Annotated in this window: 14 protein-coding genes; 7 read left to right on the top strand and 7 right to left on the bottom strand. The window is 71.3% G+C overall.

What is annotated here, in order from left to right; translation table 11 throughout:
* The 4 genes from ACF1CT_RS14910 to ACF1CT_RS14895 all read right to left on the bottom strand — a co-directional run.
* The coding region (locus ACF1CT_RS14910) for a heavy metal translocating P-type ATPase (RefSeq protein ID WP_391784215.1) at positions 1 to 1,211 on the bottom strand (1,211 nt) is incomplete at its 3' end.
* Between the two features lie 100 nt (positions 1,212 to 1,311).
* The gene (locus ACF1CT_RS14905; protein WP_391784214.1) at positions 1,312 to 1,620 is read right to left on the bottom strand and encodes a heavy-metal-associated domain-containing protein; all 309 of its coding nucleotides are present in this window, start codon (positions 1,618 to 1,620) and stop codon (positions 1,312 to 1,314) included.
* 215 nt (positions 1,621 to 1,835) lie between these two features.
* Positions 1,836 to 2,252, bottom strand: coding sequence for a peptidoglycan-binding protein (locus tag ACF1CT_RS14900; RefSeq protein WP_391784213.1), 417 nt, complete (start codon positions 2,250 to 2,252; stop codon positions 1,836 to 1,838).
* A gap of 231 nt (positions 2,253 to 2,483) precedes the next feature.
* Positions 2,484 to 3,449 (bottom strand): sugar phosphate isomerase/epimerase family protein, encoded by a 966-nt coding sequence (locus ACF1CT_RS14895; RefSeq protein ID WP_391784212.1) that lies wholly within the window; start codon positions 3,447 to 3,449, stop codon positions 2,484 to 2,486.
* A gap of 178 nt (positions 3,450 to 3,627) precedes the next feature.
* Here ACF1CT_RS14895 and iolC point away from each other — a divergent pair, with 178 nt between their 5' ends.
* The 5 genes from iolC to ACF1CT_RS14870 all read left to right on the top strand — a co-directional run bounded on the left by iolC (position 3,628) and on the right by ACF1CT_RS14870 (position 10,201).
* A complete protein-coding gene (gene iolC, locus ACF1CT_RS14890; RefSeq protein WP_391784211.1) occupies positions 3,628 to 4,779 on the top strand; it encodes a 5-dehydro-2-deoxygluconokinase in 1,152 nt (383 codons plus the stop codon).
* A 9-nt stretch (positions 4,780 to 4,788) separates the two neighbouring features.
* Positions 4,789 to 5,670 carry a 5-deoxy-glucuronate isomerase gene (gene iolB, locus ACF1CT_RS14885; RefSeq protein ID WP_391784210.1) on the top strand — a complete coding sequence of 294 codons (882 nt, stop codon included), beginning with the start codon at positions 4,789 to 4,791 and terminating at the stop codon, positions 5,668 to 5,670.
* Complete coding sequence (gene iolD / locus ACF1CT_RS14880; RefSeq protein WP_391784209.1) at positions 5,667 to 7,553, top strand: 3D-(3,5/4)-trihydroxycyclohexane-1,2-dione acylhydrolase (decyclizing); 1,887 nt, start codon at positions 5,667 to 5,669, stop codon at positions 7,551 to 7,553. The genes iolB and iolD overlap by 4 nt, the downstream gene beginning before the upstream one ends.
* A 75-nt stretch (positions 7,554 to 7,628) precedes the next feature.
* Positions 7,629 to 9,128, top strand: a complete 1,500-nt coding sequence (mmsA, locus tag ACF1CT_RS14875) for a CoA-acylating methylmalonate-semialdehyde dehydrogenase (protein WP_391784208.1) — start codon at positions 7,629 to 7,631, stop codon at positions 9,126 to 9,128.
* Positions 9,129 to 9,721: 593 nt separating this feature from the next.
* Positions 9,722 to 10,201 (top strand): transglycosylase SLT domain-containing protein, encoded by a 480-nt coding sequence (locus ACF1CT_RS14870; RefSeq protein ID WP_391784207.1) that lies wholly within the window; start codon positions 9,722 to 9,724, stop codon positions 10,199 to 10,201.
* Positions 10,202 to 10,377: 176 nt separating this feature from the next.
* Here ACF1CT_RS14870 and ACF1CT_RS14865 read toward each other — a convergent pair whose 3' ends face one another.
* Positions 10,378 to 11,094, bottom strand: coding sequence for a VC0807 family protein (locus ACF1CT_RS14865; protein ID WP_391784206.1), 717 nt, complete (start codon positions 11,092 to 11,094; stop codon positions 10,378 to 10,380).
* A 209-nt stretch (positions 11,095 to 11,303) separates the two neighbouring features.
* Here ACF1CT_RS14865 and ACF1CT_RS14860 point away from each other — a divergent pair, with 209 nt between their 5' ends.
* Complete coding sequence (locus ACF1CT_RS14860; protein ID WP_391784205.1) at positions 11,304 to 11,909, top strand: DUF4291 domain-containing protein; 606 nt, start codon at positions 11,304 to 11,306, stop codon at positions 11,907 to 11,909.
* Positions 11,910 to 12,086: 177 nt separating this feature from the next.
* Positions 12,087 to 12,809 (top strand): DUF981 domain-containing protein, encoded by a 723-nt coding sequence (locus tag ACF1CT_RS14855; RefSeq protein ID WP_391784204.1) that lies wholly within the window; start codon positions 12,087 to 12,089, stop codon positions 12,807 to 12,809.
* A 248-nt stretch (positions 12,810 to 13,057) separates the two neighbouring features.
* On the opposite strand, the gene ACF1CT_RS14850 is transcribed toward ACF1CT_RS14855, so the two are convergent.
* Both ACF1CT_RS14850 and ACF1CT_RS14845 read right to left on the bottom strand, forming a co-directional pair.
* Complete coding sequence (locus tag ACF1CT_RS14850) at positions 13,058 to 13,585, bottom strand: hypothetical protein (protein WP_391784203.1); 528 nt, start codon at positions 13,583 to 13,585, stop codon at positions 13,058 to 13,060.
* A 305-nt stretch (positions 13,586 to 13,890) separates the two neighbouring features.
* Positions 13,891 to 15,036 (bottom strand): DUF3103 family protein, encoded by a 1,146-nt coding sequence (locus ACF1CT_RS14845; protein WP_391784202.1) that lies wholly within the window; start codon positions 15,034 to 15,036, stop codon positions 13,891 to 13,893.
* Positions 15,037 to 15,139 lie beyond the last annotated feature (103 nt).

Genomic DNA, 15,139 nt, shown 5'->3' with positions numbered 1-15,139 from the left:
ACGGCGGAGATCCTGTCGGCGAGGCGCTGGGCGGCGGCCTTGCCGTTCTGCGCGTCCTCGACGAGCTTCGCCATCCGGGCGAGCTGGGTGTCGGCGCCGACCCGGGTCGCCTCGACCACAAGTCGGCCGGAGGTGTTCACCGTGGCGCCGGTGACGGGGTCGCCGACGCCCACGTCGACCGGGACGGACTCGCCGGTCAGCATCGACGCGTCCACGGCGGACGTGCCCTCCGCGACCGTTCCGTCGGTGGCGATCTTCTCGCCGGGCCGGACGACGAAGCGGTCGCCCACGGCGAGTCGGCCGACGGGGACGCGGACCTCCCTGCCGTCCCGCAGCACGGTGACGTCCTTCGCGCCGAGGCGCAACAGTGCGCGCAGGGCGGAACCGGCCTTCCGCTTGGCCCGGGCCTCCAGGTAGCGGCCGAGCAGGATGAAGGTGACGACGCCCGCGGCGACCTCCAGGTAGATCGTGGAGGCCGCTCCCTCCCGGGTGACGGTGAAGTCGAATCCGTGCCGCATTCCGGGCATGCCCGCGTCACCGAGGAACAGGGCCCACAGGGACCAGCCGAAGGCGGCGAGGGTGCCCATCGAGACCAGTGTGTCCATGGTGGCCGCGCCGTGCCGGAGGTTGGTCCAGGTGGCGCGGTGGAAGGGCAGCCCGCCCCAGACGACGACCGGGGCGGCCAGGGTGAGGGAGAGCCACTGCCAGTAGTCGAACTGGAGGGCCGGGATCATGGCGAGCAGCACGACGGGGGTGGCGAGGACGGCCGAAACGATCAGTCTTCGGCGCAGCGCGGCGAGCGCGCCGGTGGCATCGCGTTCGGAGTCGGCCGCGTCGCGGGCGGGACCGGAATCGCCGGTGGGGGCCGGACCTGTGGGGCCGGCGTCGGTGTCCGCGGACGGGGCCGCGGGTGTGACGCCGGGCCCGGAGGCCGCGTCCGTGGCCGGCGGCGGTGGTTCGGCGGGCGTTACGGGCCGCGCCGTGTAACCGGTCTTGGCGACCGTGGCGATCAGGTCCGAGAGCTCGGTTTCCGGCCCGAAGGAGACCCGGGCCTTCTCGGTCGCGTAATTGACGGTGGCGGTGACCCCGTCCATCCGGTTGAGCTTCTTCTCGACGCGGGCCGCACAGGAGGCGCAGGTCATCCCGCCGATCGCGAGTTCGGCGCGGGAATCCTCCGCCGTCGGGGCCCCCGCCGCTGTCGTGCTGTGCATGTCCGAACTCCTGAAACACCGACCGGGCCGTACCCCACCAGTATCCGCTGGTCGGTCCGGCCCGGCGTGCGCACGGGGCGGTGCGGGTGCTCGGTGGTGTTCAGGCCCGGCCGACGAGCTCGTAGCCGGCCTCGTCGACCGCGGCGCGCACGGCCTCCTCGGACAGCGGGGTGTCGGAGACGACGGTCACCTGGCCGGTGGAGGCCACGGCCTTCACCGAGGTGACGCCGTCGATGCCGGAGATCTCCTCGGAGACGGCGCCCTCGCAGTGCCCGCAGGTCATGCCGGACACCTGGTAGACGGTGGTCACCGCGCCCGCGGCCGTGTCGGCGGCGCCGTCGTGGCAGGAGCCGCTGGGCGAGCAGCAGGAGCCGTTGGCCTGGGGGAGCTGGGTCTCGGCGGCGGTCATGGTGTTTTCTCCTCTACGACGTGGACTTCGCTTGCCGCGCAGCCCCGTGCCGGGTGGGTACGGGACGGCGCGGCGGCCGGGTACCGGCAGGTCCGGTGGGGCCCGACACTCATCACACTATACCCCTAGGGGGTATGAAGCGAGCGTTGCGGGGCCCATTTCCGTGTCGCGCGCCGTGCCGTGGGGCATTCGGGGGAGCGGGGCGGCGGGAGGGGTCACCTGGGCGGATAGGGGAGTGGGGCGGTGCGGCTCGGGCCCGCGTGCCAGAGGGCCGACCAGGTGGCCGCCGTGACCATTCCGTCGGCCGCCAGCGGCGGGTGATCGGCCTGGAAACGCTGTACGGCGAGGAAGGTCTGCGGCCCGAACCGTCCGTCGAGCGCGGACCACGGCAGGTAGTGCCGGTTGGCGAGGATGCACTGCACCTCGGAGACCCGGTCACCCCGGTCGCCGTACACGGTCGGCTCGTCGCCGTCGTAGAAGACGCAGACCGGGCTGGAGCCGGGCGGGGGCGGCGGGTTGTGGGCGTCGTCGGCCGAGGCGGTCGGGGCGACGGCGAGGGCGATGGACAGTGCGACTGCTGCCAGGGCGGTGGTTCCGGCCGTCCCGGGGGACGACAGCATTTTCCGGATCATGGAGAGTTGTGCTCCTCGTGCGGTGGGGTGCGGCGGGCGACGTTCGGCCGGAGCCGGGCGCCGCCGTCCTCTTGCCGAGGACAACACCGGATACCGCCACTACGTCACGTCACGTCACCTCGGGCCGCGGCGCGTCACGTCCTCTCGTGTCACCGGACGTCATCCCGTGCCACCACACGCCACGTCACGCACGCCACGTCACGCACGCCACGTCACGCACGCCACGTCACGTCACGTCACGGAGCCGGTCGGTCCGTCGGAGGCAGCCGGGGCCCGTCGTGGGCCGCCGCCGCAGGAGCGAAGGAAGTCCCGGGTGCGGCGGGCGATGGGGAGCGGCTTGTCGGGCGGACAGGGGTACATGTCCTGTTCGACGATGGCGAAGAGGTCGACGTCCAGTTCGCGGGCGGCGGCCAGTACGGGCTCCAGCGCGGGCACCCCGCCCGGCGGCTCGCACATCACGCCGCGGGCCACGGCGGGCCCGAACGGCACCCCGTCGGCCACCACCCGGGCCAGGACCTCCGGATCGACCTGCTTGAGGTGCAGATAGCCGATCCGTTCGCCGTAGGTCCGGATCAGCTCGACGCTGTCGCCGCCGCAGTACGCGTAATGGCCGGTGTCGAGGCAGAGCGAGACCAGGTCGGGATCGGTGGCGTCGAGGAAGCGGCTGACGTTCGCCTCCCCGTCGATGTGGGTGTCGGCGTGCGGATGGACGACGACGCGCAGCCCGAACCGGTCCCGCACCTCCCGGCCCAGCCGTTCCGTCTGAGCGGTGAGGTCGCGCCACTGCTCCGCGGTCAGTTCGCGGTCCTCCAGGACCTCGCCCGTCCGGTCGTCGCGCCAGAACGCCGGAATGACCACCAGATGCGCGGCGCCCATCGCCCGGGTGAGTGCCGCGATGCCCGCGACATGCTCCCAGGTCCGGTCCCATACGCCCGGTCCGTGGTGCAATCCGGTGAAGACGGTGCCGGCCGAAACCGCCAGTCCGCGTCGGGCGGTCTCGTCGGCGAGGCGGGCCGGGTCGGTCGGGAGATAGCCGTACGGGCCCAGCTCGATCCACTCGTAACCCGCCTCGGACACCTCGTCCAGGAAACGCCGCCAGGGCACCTGCCGCGGGTCGTCGGGGAACCACACCCCCCACGAGTCGGGTGCCGAACCGACGCGGATACGGGACGGAGCCGCTGCGGAGGAGGAGGTCATGCCGTCCAGGCTCCCGGCCCCCGCGAACCCTGTCAATCATTCGTCCTTATGTCCGGACAAAGCGTTGACAGGGTCTCAGGAGGCGGATAGACCTGAGGGCCGCCCCGTAATCGGCCGGACCACCGGGCGTCACGGGGGCCCCGGGAACAACCGTCGTCGCCGGTCGGAAGGGACGCGCATGCCTCAGCCCCCTGAGCCGTACGACGTGATCACCATGGGCCGGATCGGGGTGGATCTCTACCCCTTGCAGACCGGTGTGCCCCTCGCTCGCGTCGAGACGTTCGGGAAGTTCCTCGGTGGTTCGCCCGCCAACGTCGCCGTGGCGGCTGCCCGGCTCGGCCGGCGGACGGCTCTGGTGACGCGCACCGGCCGGGACCCCTTCGGGGACTATCTCCACCTGCAACTGAGGAAGTTCGGGGTGGACGACCGGTGGGTGACCCCGGTCGACACGTATCCGACCCCGGTCACCTTCTGCGAGATCTTCCCGCCCGACGATTTCCCGCTCTACTTCTACCGTCGGCCCAAGGCGCCCGATCTGGAGATCCGCGCCTCTGAGCTGGACCTCGACGCGGTCCGGTCCGCCCGGGTGTTCTGGATGACCGGCACCGGGCTGTGCGCCGAACCGAGCCGGGCCTCGACCCTCGCCGCGCTGCGCGCCCGGGACCGCCGCGGCATCACCGTCTTCGACCTCGACTGGCGCCCGATGTTCTGGGACGCCGAGGAGGACCCCGCCGCCCCTTCCGCCGTCGCCTCCCGCCCGGCCTCCGGGCCCTGCTCCCGCCCCGGCCCCGCCGCCCGCTACCGCGAGGCGCTCGCCCACGCCACCGTCGCCGTCGGCAACCTCGATGAGTGCGAGATCGCGACCGGTGAACGCGAACCGCATGAGGCCGCCCGTGCCCTGATCGCCGCGGGCGTCGAACTCGCGGTCGTCAAACAGGGGCCCAAGGGCGTGCTCGCCGTCCACCGGGACGGCTCGGTGGCCGACGTGCCGCCGCTGCCCGTCGAGGTCGTCAACGGGCTGGGCGCCGGGGACGCCTTCGGCGGAGCGCTCTGCCACGGGCTGCTCGCAGGCTGGGACGTCGCACGCGTCATGCGGTACGCCAACGCGGCAGGGGCCATCGTCGCGTCCCGGCTCGCGTGCTCGTCCGCCATGCCGTTCCCGTACGAGGTGGAGGCCGTTCTTGCCGCGGGCGCCGTGGCCGGGGACCGCGGCGGGAGAACGGGACCGGGACGTAGATCGAGTCCGAGTCCGGGACCGGGACCGGGACCGAGGCAGGGGCAGGGACCGGGGTGGGAAACGGGGCTGGGCACGGAAGCGGCTTCCGGGTAGGGAGTGGACATGACGACGTACGACGAGAAGCGGTACCACCTTCCCGCCGGGAGCGCGGCCGACGGCCCCTACGCCCTGGACATCTCGCCGGAGCGGGCCGGATGGGACCGGTCGAGCCTGCGCGTAATCGAACTGGGGCCGGGCGGAATTCACACACTCGTCACCGGAGGGAGCGAGTGGATCGTGCTGCCGTTGACCGGTGGCTGTACGGTGCACACCTCAGGTGAGATCTTTGAACTGCTGGGCCGGGAAAGCGTGTTCAGTGGAGTATCCGACTTCGCCTACGTACCGCGCGACGCCCACGCACAGATCGCCTCCGGCGCAGGAGGCCGCTTCGCCCTGGCAGGAGCGAAGTGCGAGCGACGACTCCCCGCTCGCTACGGCCCCGCGCCGGAGGTACCCGTCGAACTGCGCGGCTCCGGGAACTGCTCCCGGCAGGTCAACAACTTCGCCGCCGCCGACACGTTCGCGTGCGACCGGCTGATCGCCGTCGAAGTCCTCACCCCCGGCGGCAACTGGTCGTCCTACCCGCCGCACAAGCACGACGAGCACCGCCCCGGCGCCGAGTCGGTGCTGGAGGAGATCTACTACTTCGAGGTGGAGCACGACGGCCTCGGCTACCACCGGGTGTCGCCGTCCCGGCCCGGCGGGGCGGACGTCCTGGCCGAGGTCCGCAGCGGCGACGCGGTCCTGATCCCCGACGGCTGGCACGGCCCGTCCATCGCCGCCCCCGGCCGCACCCTGTACTACCTCAACGTCATGGCGGGCCCGGGGGAGCGGGAGTGGCTGATCACCGATCACCCCGACCACGCCTGGATCCGCGACACCTGGCCCTCACAACCGACGGATCCCAGGCTCCCGCTGTACCGGACGGAGGAGGCCCACTCATGAGCAGCAGCACCCGCCGACTCACCACCGCCCAGGCCCTGGTGGCCTTCCTGACCCGCCAGTACACCGAACGCGACGGCCGGCGGCAGCGGCTGATCCCCGCCGTCTGGGGCATCTTCGGCCACGGCAACGTCGCCGGGATCGGCCAGGCACTCGTCGAGCACCGCCGGGCCATGCCCTACCTCCAGGGCCGAAACGAGCAGGCCATGGTGCACGCCGCAGTCGGGTACGCCCGCCAGTCGGACCGGCTCTCCGCGCACGCCGTCACCACCTCCATCGGCCCAGGCGCCACCAATCTCGTCACCGGGGCCGCCCTCGCCACCGTCAACCGTCTCCCCGTCCTCCTGCTGCCCGGCGACACCTTCGCCACCCGGCCCGCCGACCCCGTGCTCCAGCAACTCGAAGTCCCGTACGCGGGAGACATCTCGGTGAACGACTGCCTGCGCCCGGTCTCCCGCTACTTCGACCGGGTCACCCGTCCCGAGGCCCTGATCCCGGCGGCGCTCCAGGCCGTGCGGACCCTGACCGACCCGGCCGAGACCGGTGCGGTCACCCTCGCGCTGCCGCAGGACGTGCAGGCCCAGGCATACGACTGGCCGGAGGAGTTCTTCGCCGAGCGCGTCTGGCACGTGCGCCGCCCCGCCCCCGACCCGTACGAACTCGACCGCGCGGTGCGGGCCCTGCGCAGCGCCCGCAGGCCGCTGATCGTGGCCGGTGGCGGGGTGCGGTACAGCGGTGCGCAGGAGACCCTCGCCGCGTTCGCCGCCGCCACCCGCATCCCCGTCGCCTCCACCCAGGCGGGCAAGGGTTCGCTGCGCCACGACCATCCCGCCGATGTCGGCGGCATCGGTCACACCGGCACCGGGACCGCCGACGACCTGGCCCGCACCGCCGACCTCGTCATCGGCATCGGGACCCGCTGGTCCGACTTCACCACCGCCTCCGCCACCCTGTTCCAGAACCCGGCGGTCCGCTTCCTCGACGTCAACATCACCGGCTTCGACGCCCACAAGCTCGGCGCGCTCCCGCTCGTCGCCGACGCCCGCAGCGCCCTGGAGTCCCTCACCGCCGCGCTCGCCGCCCGCCACCACCGAGTCGACCCGGCCTACGAGACCGAGTACACCGAGGCCAAGGAGGAGTGGGAGCGGCGCGTCACCGACGCGTTCACCGCCCACGACCCGCACGCCCGCCCCACCCAGGCCCAGGTGCTGGGTCTGCTCGACGGCATCGTCACCGAGGACGACATCCTGATCAACGCGGCAGGTTCGCTCCCCGGCGACCTGCACAAACTGTGGCGGGCCCGCTCCCCGCACCAGTACCACGTCGAGTACGGCTACTCCTGCATGGGCTACGAGATCCCGGCCGCGATCGGGGTCCTGCTGGCCGCCCCCGCCCGCCCCGTCTGGGCGCTGGTCGGCGACGGCACGTATCTGATGAACCCCACCGAGATCGTCACCGCGGTGCAGCAGGAACTCCCGGTCAAGCTGGTCGTCCTCCAGAACCACGGCTACGCGTCCATCGGAGGCCTCTCCGAGGCGGTCGGCGGCGAGGGCTTCGGCACCGCCTACCGCCACCGCGCCGCCGACGGCACCTTCACCGGCCCGCCGCTCCCCGTCGACCTCGCGGCCAACGCCGGCTCGCTCGGCATGCGGGTGCTGCGTGCCAAGACCGTGCGTGACCTGCGCGAAGCCCTCGCCGAGGCACGCGCGACGGACCGCCCCACTTGTGTCTACGTCGAGACCGAAACGCCAGACACAGTGTCGGGCCCCCCTCCGGCACAGGCGTGGTGGGATGTGCCCGTAGCCGAAACGGCCACCCGGCCACCGGCCGTGGAAGCCCGTGAAACCTACGACCGCCATGCCGCCGACCGACGTCGCCACCTGTGAAGACGCGACCGTGAAGACGCCACCGAAGACGCCACCGAAGACGTCGTTCGAGACGCCATTGAAGGAGTTCCTGTCATGAAGACCGTCAACCACTGGATCGGTGGCAAGACCGTCGAGGGCGCGTCGGGCAACTACGGCCCGGTCACCGACCCGGCGACCGGTGAGGTCACCACCCAGGTCGCGCTCGCCTCCCTCGAAGAGGTCGACGCCGCGGTCGCCGCCGCCAAGGACGCCTACGCCACCTGGGGCACGTCCTCGCTGTCCGCCCGCACCGCGATCCTGTTCCGCTACCGCGCGCTGCTCGACGCCCACCGCGACGACATCGCCGCGCTGATCACCGCCGAGCACGGCAAGGTGCACTCCGACGCGCTGGGCGAGGTGGCCCGCGGTCTGGAGATCGTCGAGCTGGCCTGCGGCATCACCACCCAGCTCAAGGGCGAGCTGTCCACCCAGGTCTCCAACCGGGTCGACGTCTCCGCGATCCGCCAGTCGCTCGGCGTCGTCGCGGGCATCACCCCGTTCAACTTCCCGGCCATGGTGCCGATGTGGATGTTCCCGCTCGCCATCGCCTGCGGGAACACCTTCGTGCTCAAGCCCAGCGAGAAGGACCCGTCGGCCGCGAACCTGCTGGCCGAGCTGGCCGCCGAGGCAGGTCTCCCGGACGGCGTGCTGAACGTCCTGCACGGCGACAAGACCGCCGTCGACGGCCTGCTGAACCACCCGGACGTCGCCGCGGTCTCCTTCGTGGGCTCCACCCCGATCGCCCGCTACATCCACACCACCGCCTCCACCAACGGCAAGCGCGTCCAGGCACTCGGCGGGGCGAAGAACCACATGCTGGTGCTGCCGGACGCGGACCTCGACGCCGCCGCCGACGCCGCCGTCTCCGCGGCGTACGGCTCGGCGGGCGAGCGCTGCATGGCGATCTCCGCGGTCGTCGCGGTCGGCTCCATCGGCGACGAACTGGTCGCCAAGATCAAGGAGCGCGCCGAGAAGATCAAGATCGGTCCCGGCAACGACCCGGCGTCCGAGATGGGCCCGCTGATCACCGCCGCGCACCGCGACAAGGTCGCCTCCTACGTCACCGGCGCCGCCGCCCAGGGCGCCGATGTCGTTCTCGACGGCACCGGCCACACCGTCGACGGCTTCGAGAACGGCCACTGGATCGGCCTCTCCCTCCTCGACAACGTGTCCACCGACTCGGACGCGTACAAGGACGAGATCTTCGGCCCGGTGCTGTGCGTGCTGCGCGTCGACACGTACGAGGAGGGCGTCGCCCTCATGAACGCCTCACCGTTCGGCAACGGCACCGCGATCTTCACCCGGGACGGCGGCGCCGCCCGCCGCTTCCAGCTTGAGATCGAGGCGGGCATGGTCGGCGTCAACGTGCCGATCCCGGTGCCGGTCGGCTACCACTCCTTCGGTGGCTGGAAGGACTCGCTCTTCGGCGACCACCACATCTACGGCAACGACGGGGTGCACTTCTACACCCGCGGCAAGGTCGTCACCACCCGCTGGCCGGACCCGGCCGACGCCCCGACCGGTGTGGACCTGGGCTTCCCCCGCAACCACTGATCCGCCGCCCCGCCCACCGCTCGTCGCCCACCGCTCGGCACAGCGGTCCCGCTCACGGGCCGGCCCTCCCCGCCGGCCCCTCCTTGCCGGTTCTCCCCGCCGGCCCTCCCCCGACGGCCCGCCCGGACGCATCCCCCGCGTCCGGGCGGGCCGTCGCCGCATTCCGGCTCCGCAGGTCCTGGAGCGGGAGCGGGTAAGAAGGTCCGGATCCGGGCCGAGGGATGCCTTCCGGAACGTGCCGGAGGGAAACACGGTGCGTCCGGGGGGATGTGCCGACGGGAGGTGGATGCGCTGCGTTTTTCTTCCCATACGTGGGGTAATTCGGCTCTCTCATTTGTGGCGCAGGCCACGTGACGGGCGCCACTCATATGGTGATTTGGTGGGATTGCGGTGTGCGGTGGACCACGTGACGGCGGTCACTATGGTCGAGGGTAGTAGCCATTTCCGGCGCTGCCTGCCGTCTTTCTCGTGTCCTGCCGGTTCATTTCCGGAGCCATGTACGATCCCCTTTAGTAAAAGGGGGCTATTGACCCGGATTTCCTCGTCGAATAACAATTCTTGGCATCACCCCCCGACGGAAGAGGAATTACCGAATGCAGATCACCGCGATGTCCCAGAAGTTCGCCCGTATGACCGGCGCCAAGAAGGCCTCGCTGGGCATGCTCGCCGCCGGTGCCGCGATCGTCGCCGGTACCGTCGCCGGAGCCCCGTCCGCCTCGGCCGCCACACCCGCGGCTCCCACCCAGGCGACCGGCGGCAACGTGGACACCTGGATCAAGCAGGCGCTGGAGGTCATGCGTGCCAAGGGCATCCCGGGCACGTACGAGGGCATCCACCGCAACCTGATGCGTGAGTCGGGCGGCAACCCCAACGCCATCAACAACTGGGACTCCAACGCCGCCAAGGGCATCCCGTCCAAGGGCCTGCTCCAGGTCATCGACCCCACGTTCAACGCGTACCACGTCGGCGGTACCGCCAAGAACGTCTACGACCCCGTCGCGAACATCGCCGCCGCGGCCAACTACGCCGCCCAGCGCTACGGTTCGATCGACAACGTCAACTCCGCCTACTGAGTGGGGCGTCCGGGTTGAGCGATCTCGCCGAGGGCTGTTCCGGTCCGGGACCGGAGCCCAGCAGAAAACGGGGAAAGGGGAGCCACGACGGCTCCCCTTTCCGCGATTCCGCCCCGCTGCCCTTTCCGCGATTTTTTCCTTCGGTCCCCGGCGCCCGGTGCCCCGAGGCCCCGGCGTCAGCGCGTGGTGTCCGCGACGCCGTCCCGCCGGACCTCCTCGGCGAGCATCCGCGCCATCGGAACGGCCCCCACCCGCCCCGAGACCAGGAACGCGCACACCATCGTCGCCACCATGATCACGGTGCCGAGCCACACCATCGTGTCGACCGGCACGGTGCAGGCGCCCACCGTCCGCACCACGCACTCACCCAGCAGTGCCGCGCCCCACACGGCCGAGAACCGTGTCTCCGCCCGGCGGAACGCCTCCGACCCCGCCGCGAGCCGCCACCACGCGGCGTCCTTGGCCGCGTCCCCCTTGACCAGCCACGGGCGCATCGCCGCCGTCATCATCGGCTGTCCCCTCCACACGGTCACCAGGATGAGGATGCCGACGATGCTGCTCACCCCGCTGTCCTTGGCGAGCATCAGCCGAGGGTCACCGACCATCAGGCTCGTCAGCAGACCGACAAGGTTGACCGTCACCATCAGCGCCGCCAGCCCGTTGAGCCGACGCCCGCGCAACACCCCCCAGGCGGTGCGGACGGCCGGCACCACGCTGCTCCACGCCAGCGCGGCGAAGGTGCTCAGGCCCGCCGCCTTCAGCGCGTAGTACGAGACGAGCGGCACCCCCACGTCCACCAGCAGCGGCAGCACGCTGTTGAGCAGCGCCGCCCCGCGCGGACCGGCCGGGACGGCGGTGGCGATGACCGGGGCGGCGGCGGTCGTGCTGCTCATGACGGGTTCCTCTCCCGTGTCGGCGGGGCGCCTTCGTTGCCCCGCTCTCGATACGTACAGACTCGCCGCCGGGGCGGGGCGCCCGGCAGGGCCGCGTGTACCGAGGTCCGTATGACGAATGTCAGGCTCTGTCGGTGACGCGGCTTCCGGACGCCCGGCCCGCCGTAACTCGCTCGCCCCACGGGTCCGCCCGGTGCTCTGATGAGGGCATGACCGCTCCGACCAGGCCATCGCACGAGATCCGCGCCCAGTACACGGACACCACGATCACCGTCTACCAGGCGTACGCCCCGTTCATCGGCCTCCCCGCCGTGCGCGACGGGCGCTTCCCGGACGTGTGGAAGCGCGACCGCATGACATGGATCAAGCCGAGCTTCCTGTGGATGATGTACCGCTGCGGCTGGGCTTCGAAGGAGGGGCAGGAGACCGTCCTGGCCGTCGAGATCACCCGCGAGGGCTTCGACTGGGCCCTCGCCCACTCCGAACTCTCCCACTACGTCCGGGGGGTTCACCCCGACCGCACCACCTGGCAGCAGCGGCTGCGCCGGAGCCCCGCCCGCGTCCAGTGGGACCCGGAGCGCGACCTCCGCCTGGAACGGCTGCCGTACCGGTCCCTGCAACTGGGCCTCTCCGGTGAGGCGTCACGGTGCTACGCGGACGAGTGGACGGTTTCGATCCGTGACGTCACCCCGCTCGCCCGGCGGATCCACGCACAGGTGAAGGCCGGGCGGCTCGACGACGCGGCCGGACTCCTGCCGCAGGAGGCGCCCTACCCGCTGGGCGAGGCGCCGCTCCCGACGGCCACGTCCGTCTGACCCGAGGACCGAAGAGGGAGACCCTACGGAAACCCCCGACGGGGAAGCCCCCGGCGAGGAAGCCCCCGGCGGGGAAGCCCCCGGCGAGGAAGCCCTCGACGGGATGCCCTCGACGAGGAAGCCCTCGGCGGAAGGGAAATCCCCAATAATGCCCATATGGGGCATTACGCTCCGCGCATGATTCAGCATGTCATGCCGCTCGCCGCATCCGGTCTGAAGATCGACTGGACCAGGATGCCGACGTACAACACGATCATGTCGGTGGCCGCCGGCGCCGGACTGCTGCTCGTGGTGGCGCTGGGACGTCAGCTCCTGACCCCCGGGCGCACCACCACACCCGACGGCTGGGCGCTGGCGTTCGGCGCCCTCGGCTTCACCCTCGTCACCACCGGTCTCCACATGACGCTGACCTGGCCACTCGCCGGACAGGGCTTCCCGTTCGACAACGTCATCTTCGGCGAACCCGCTCTGGCCTTCGGCGTCTTCCTGCTCGCCGCCTCGTTCTACCTGTGGAAACGCGGCGCCGAACTTCTCGGCGACGACCGCGTCGTCCGTACGGCGCGCGTCGCCTCGCCCCTCTCCGTATTCGTCTTCGGCATGGGGCTCGCCTGCTTCGGGATCGCCGCCGCGGGCTGGAAGTACACCCTTTTCGCGGCACCGCCGGAGGAGCCCATCTCGGGGGAGTTCGCGAAGTGGCCGATCCTGGAGGCCAGCTTCATGTCCGGGCTGTACGTCCTCGTGGGCATCGGCGCGCTCCTCTTCCCGTTCGCACTGCGGCGCCCCAGGAGCTGGATGAGCCCGGTGATCGGCGTCGTCTGGGGGCTTGCCGGAATCGCCTTCCTGTTCTTCGGCGGACTCAACTACTTCACCCACATCGGACTCATCGTCAACACCATGTGAGCGGTCGCGGAGCCGGTGGCCCCGTCGGGCCCGCCACCCACCGGGACCACCGGACCCACCAGCCTCACCGGAGCCACCGGAGCCACCGGAGCCACCGGAGCCACCGGAGCCACCGGACCCACCAGCCTCACCGGAGCCACCGGCCTCACCGGGACCGCAGGCCTCAACACTCGATCGCGTACACCAGCCCCGCCCGTTGACCAGCCCGTCCCGTTGACCAGCCAGTCCCGTTCACTACCCCGTCCCGTTCACCACCCCGTCGCGTTCAGTACTTCACCCGCGATGTCCGTGACCTTCCTTCCGTCCGTGGCCACCCTGATCGTGTCCGCGGGCGAACGTTCGTCCAGGAGGCGGGCCTTGCGGACGCTGTTGGCCATCTCGCCGTCCAGCTCCGAACCGATCTCGCGGCCCACGAGCCGGCCGTACGTGGTGGTGTCGGAGGCGGTGAGCAGCACACGGATGATCCGGACGTCCGCGCCCATCGCGCGTTCGAACATCGCCGCCGATTCGGGCAGCACGCTCACCGTGTTGGTGTAGATCAGCCGCCGGTACCCGAGTTCCGCGAAGTTCGCCCAGACCGCCGTCAGGTTGCGCTCGGTGATCGCGGCCCGGTGCGGGTCGTTCTCCGGTGCCGGGTGGACCTGGCCCATCAGATCGCCCTCCAGGACCGTGTGCGCCGTCCTGGCGGCCCGCAGCAGCGCCGAGACCTCCAAGGCCACGGTCGACTTCCCCACGCCCGCGCGCCCGCCGATGAGTAGTGCTTCCGCATGCTTCATGGGGGGCAGAGTGCCAGTCCGTGGACCTCGTTGCGATCCGTTTCGGCGGGTCGTGTCGCCGGGCGCGTCGCGTACGCGCCGACGGGTGCGGTCCGGCGCCGCCCGGTGCCCGCGGGGGGAGGGACGGGCGGCGCGGATGACTCAGGGCCTGTCGGGAGGCCTCTGGCCGGGCGGCAACGTCCTGGCACGCACGCTTTTGGTGCTGCCGGAACGACCGAGCGGCTCCGCCACCGGGCCATCCCGGCGCCCTGGAATCGCACCCACCGCCCCGTCCGCCTTCCGGCCGAAGGTCACCCGACAGGTTCTCAGAGCTCCGACACGTGGTACGGCGAGACGCTCATCCAGCCGTTGCCCGCGGCGCCGTTGCGCGTGCCGCTGGTCGTCCTGGCGAGGGTGTACCAGGAGTCGACGTAATCCGGGTCGTCGGTCCACCAACTGGTGGGGACGGCGTCGAGCAACGCGTCGGCGAGCGGGATGTACGCGCCCTGGTCGGTGATGGTGAGCAGAACCGCGACGATCGCCTTGGCCAGGGCCTGGTAGTTGGTGTCGCCGTCGTCCTCCATCATGACCGCGTCGGCCATGTCGTACTTGTAGTTGGCCCAGTTCACGAGGACCTGGTTCGGGTAGTAGGTCGTGTTCTCCTTGTTCAGGTAGGGCATGTCGACGGTGTCGACGCGCGGTTTGCCGTCCTTGCCGAAGCCCGTGACGAGGGTGAAGATCTCGGCGTCACCCTTGAAGAACGGCTCCTTGACGTCGGCGATCCGCACCGAGTCGATCCGGGTGGTGTCGATGCCCGCCGCGGCGGCCGTGGCACTGACCGCCGAGGTCCGGGCGGGGGCGTTCAGCCCCTTGGCCTCCAGCGCCTTGTCGATGACGTCCAGACCCGCGGCGACGGCCTTCGCGCCGTCGACGTCGACGAGATAGACGGGCCGGTCCGGCGCGGAGTCCAGGGCCAGTTCGTGGGCCGTGCCACTGCTGTCGTACGCGGTGAACGTCGAGGCGTCGTCGTCGGACGGTGCGGCTGCCACCAAGGGAGCCGTGCCCGAGGCGAGCCGGCTCCTCATCGACGCGTCCGCCAGGCCGAGCCGCAACAACGAACCGGCCCGGCCGGACAGGCCCTTGGCGGCGGCGACGTCCTCGTCGGCCCTGACGAGGCGCGCGGCGAGTTTCCGGCCCGCCGCGGCGGTGGCGTCGGCGGTCAGTTCTCCGAGGCCCACCGTGTCCGATCCCAGGGCGGCTCTTCGGACCTCTCCGCTCCACGCCGGATCGGCCAGGGATCTGGCGAGAGCGAGTGCGGTGGCTTTCTCTATGCCGGACACCGAGGGTGCGGCAGTGGCCGCGCCGACGGGTTCGGCCTGTGCCGCCAGCGCGGTGCCCTGAAGCGGGACAAGGGCGGTCGAGGCCAGGGCGACGCCGATCAGGGCGGTGCGCAGAGGTGTGGATGCACTCACGGGGATCTCCTGCTGACGAGTGGGGTGACGGCGCGGTGAGGACGTGCGTACCGACGGACGGCGAACGGCGAACGACAACGGACGGGCGAACGACAGACGACGG

It is taken from the genome of Streptomyces sp. NPDC014734 (genome assembly GCF_043083325.1).
GTDB lineage: Bacteria > Actinomycetota > Actinomycetes > Streptomycetales > Streptomycetaceae > Streptomyces.
The sequence above is the reverse complement of the archived record's forward strand: the minus strand, read 5'-3'. Positions and strand labels throughout refer to the sequence as shown.

Coding starts and splice junctions, on each gene's coding strand:
- ACF1CT_RS14905 (WP_391784214.1), bottom strand. CDS start 1,620: ATGACCGCCGCCGAGACCCAGCTCCCCCAGGCCAACGGCTCCTGCTGC.
- ACF1CT_RS14900 (WP_391784213.1), bottom strand. CDS start 2,252: ATGATCCGGAAAATGCTGTCGTCCCCCGGGACGGCCGGAACCACCGCC.
- ACF1CT_RS14895 (WP_391784212.1), bottom strand. CDS start 3,449: ATGACCTCCTCCTCCGCAGCGGCTCCGTCCCGTATCCGCGTCGGTTCG.
- iolC (WP_391784211.1), top strand. CDS start 3,628: ATGCCTCAGCCCCCTGAGCCGTACGACGTGATCACCATGGGCCGGATC.
- iolB (WP_391784210.1), top strand. CDS start 4,789: ATGACGACGTACGACGAGAAGCGGTACCACCTTCCCGCCGGGAGCGCG.
- iolD (WP_391784209.1), top strand. CDS start 5,667: ATGAGCAGCAGCACCCGCCGACTCACCACCGCCCAGGCCCTGGTGGCC.
- mmsA (WP_391784208.1), top strand. CDS start 7,629: ATGAAGACCGTCAACCACTGGATCGGTGGCAAGACCGTCGAGGGCGCG.
- ACF1CT_RS14870 (WP_391784207.1), top strand. CDS start 9,722: ATGCAGATCACCGCGATGTCCCAGAAGTTCGCCCGTATGACCGGCGCC.
- ACF1CT_RS14865 (WP_391784206.1), bottom strand. CDS start 11,094: ATGAGCAGCACGACCGCCGCCGCCCCGGTCATCGCCACCGCCGTCCCG.
- ACF1CT_RS14860 (WP_391784205.1), top strand. CDS start 11,304: ATGACCGCTCCGACCAGGCCATCGCACGAGATCCGCGCCCAGTACACG.
- ACF1CT_RS14855 (WP_391784204.1), top strand. CDS start 12,087: ATGATTCAGCATGTCATGCCGCTCGCCGCATCCGGTCTGAAGATCGAC.
- ACF1CT_RS14850 (WP_391784203.1), bottom strand. CDS start 13,585: ATGAAGCATGCGGAAGCACTACTCATCGGCGGGCGCGCGGGCGTGGGG.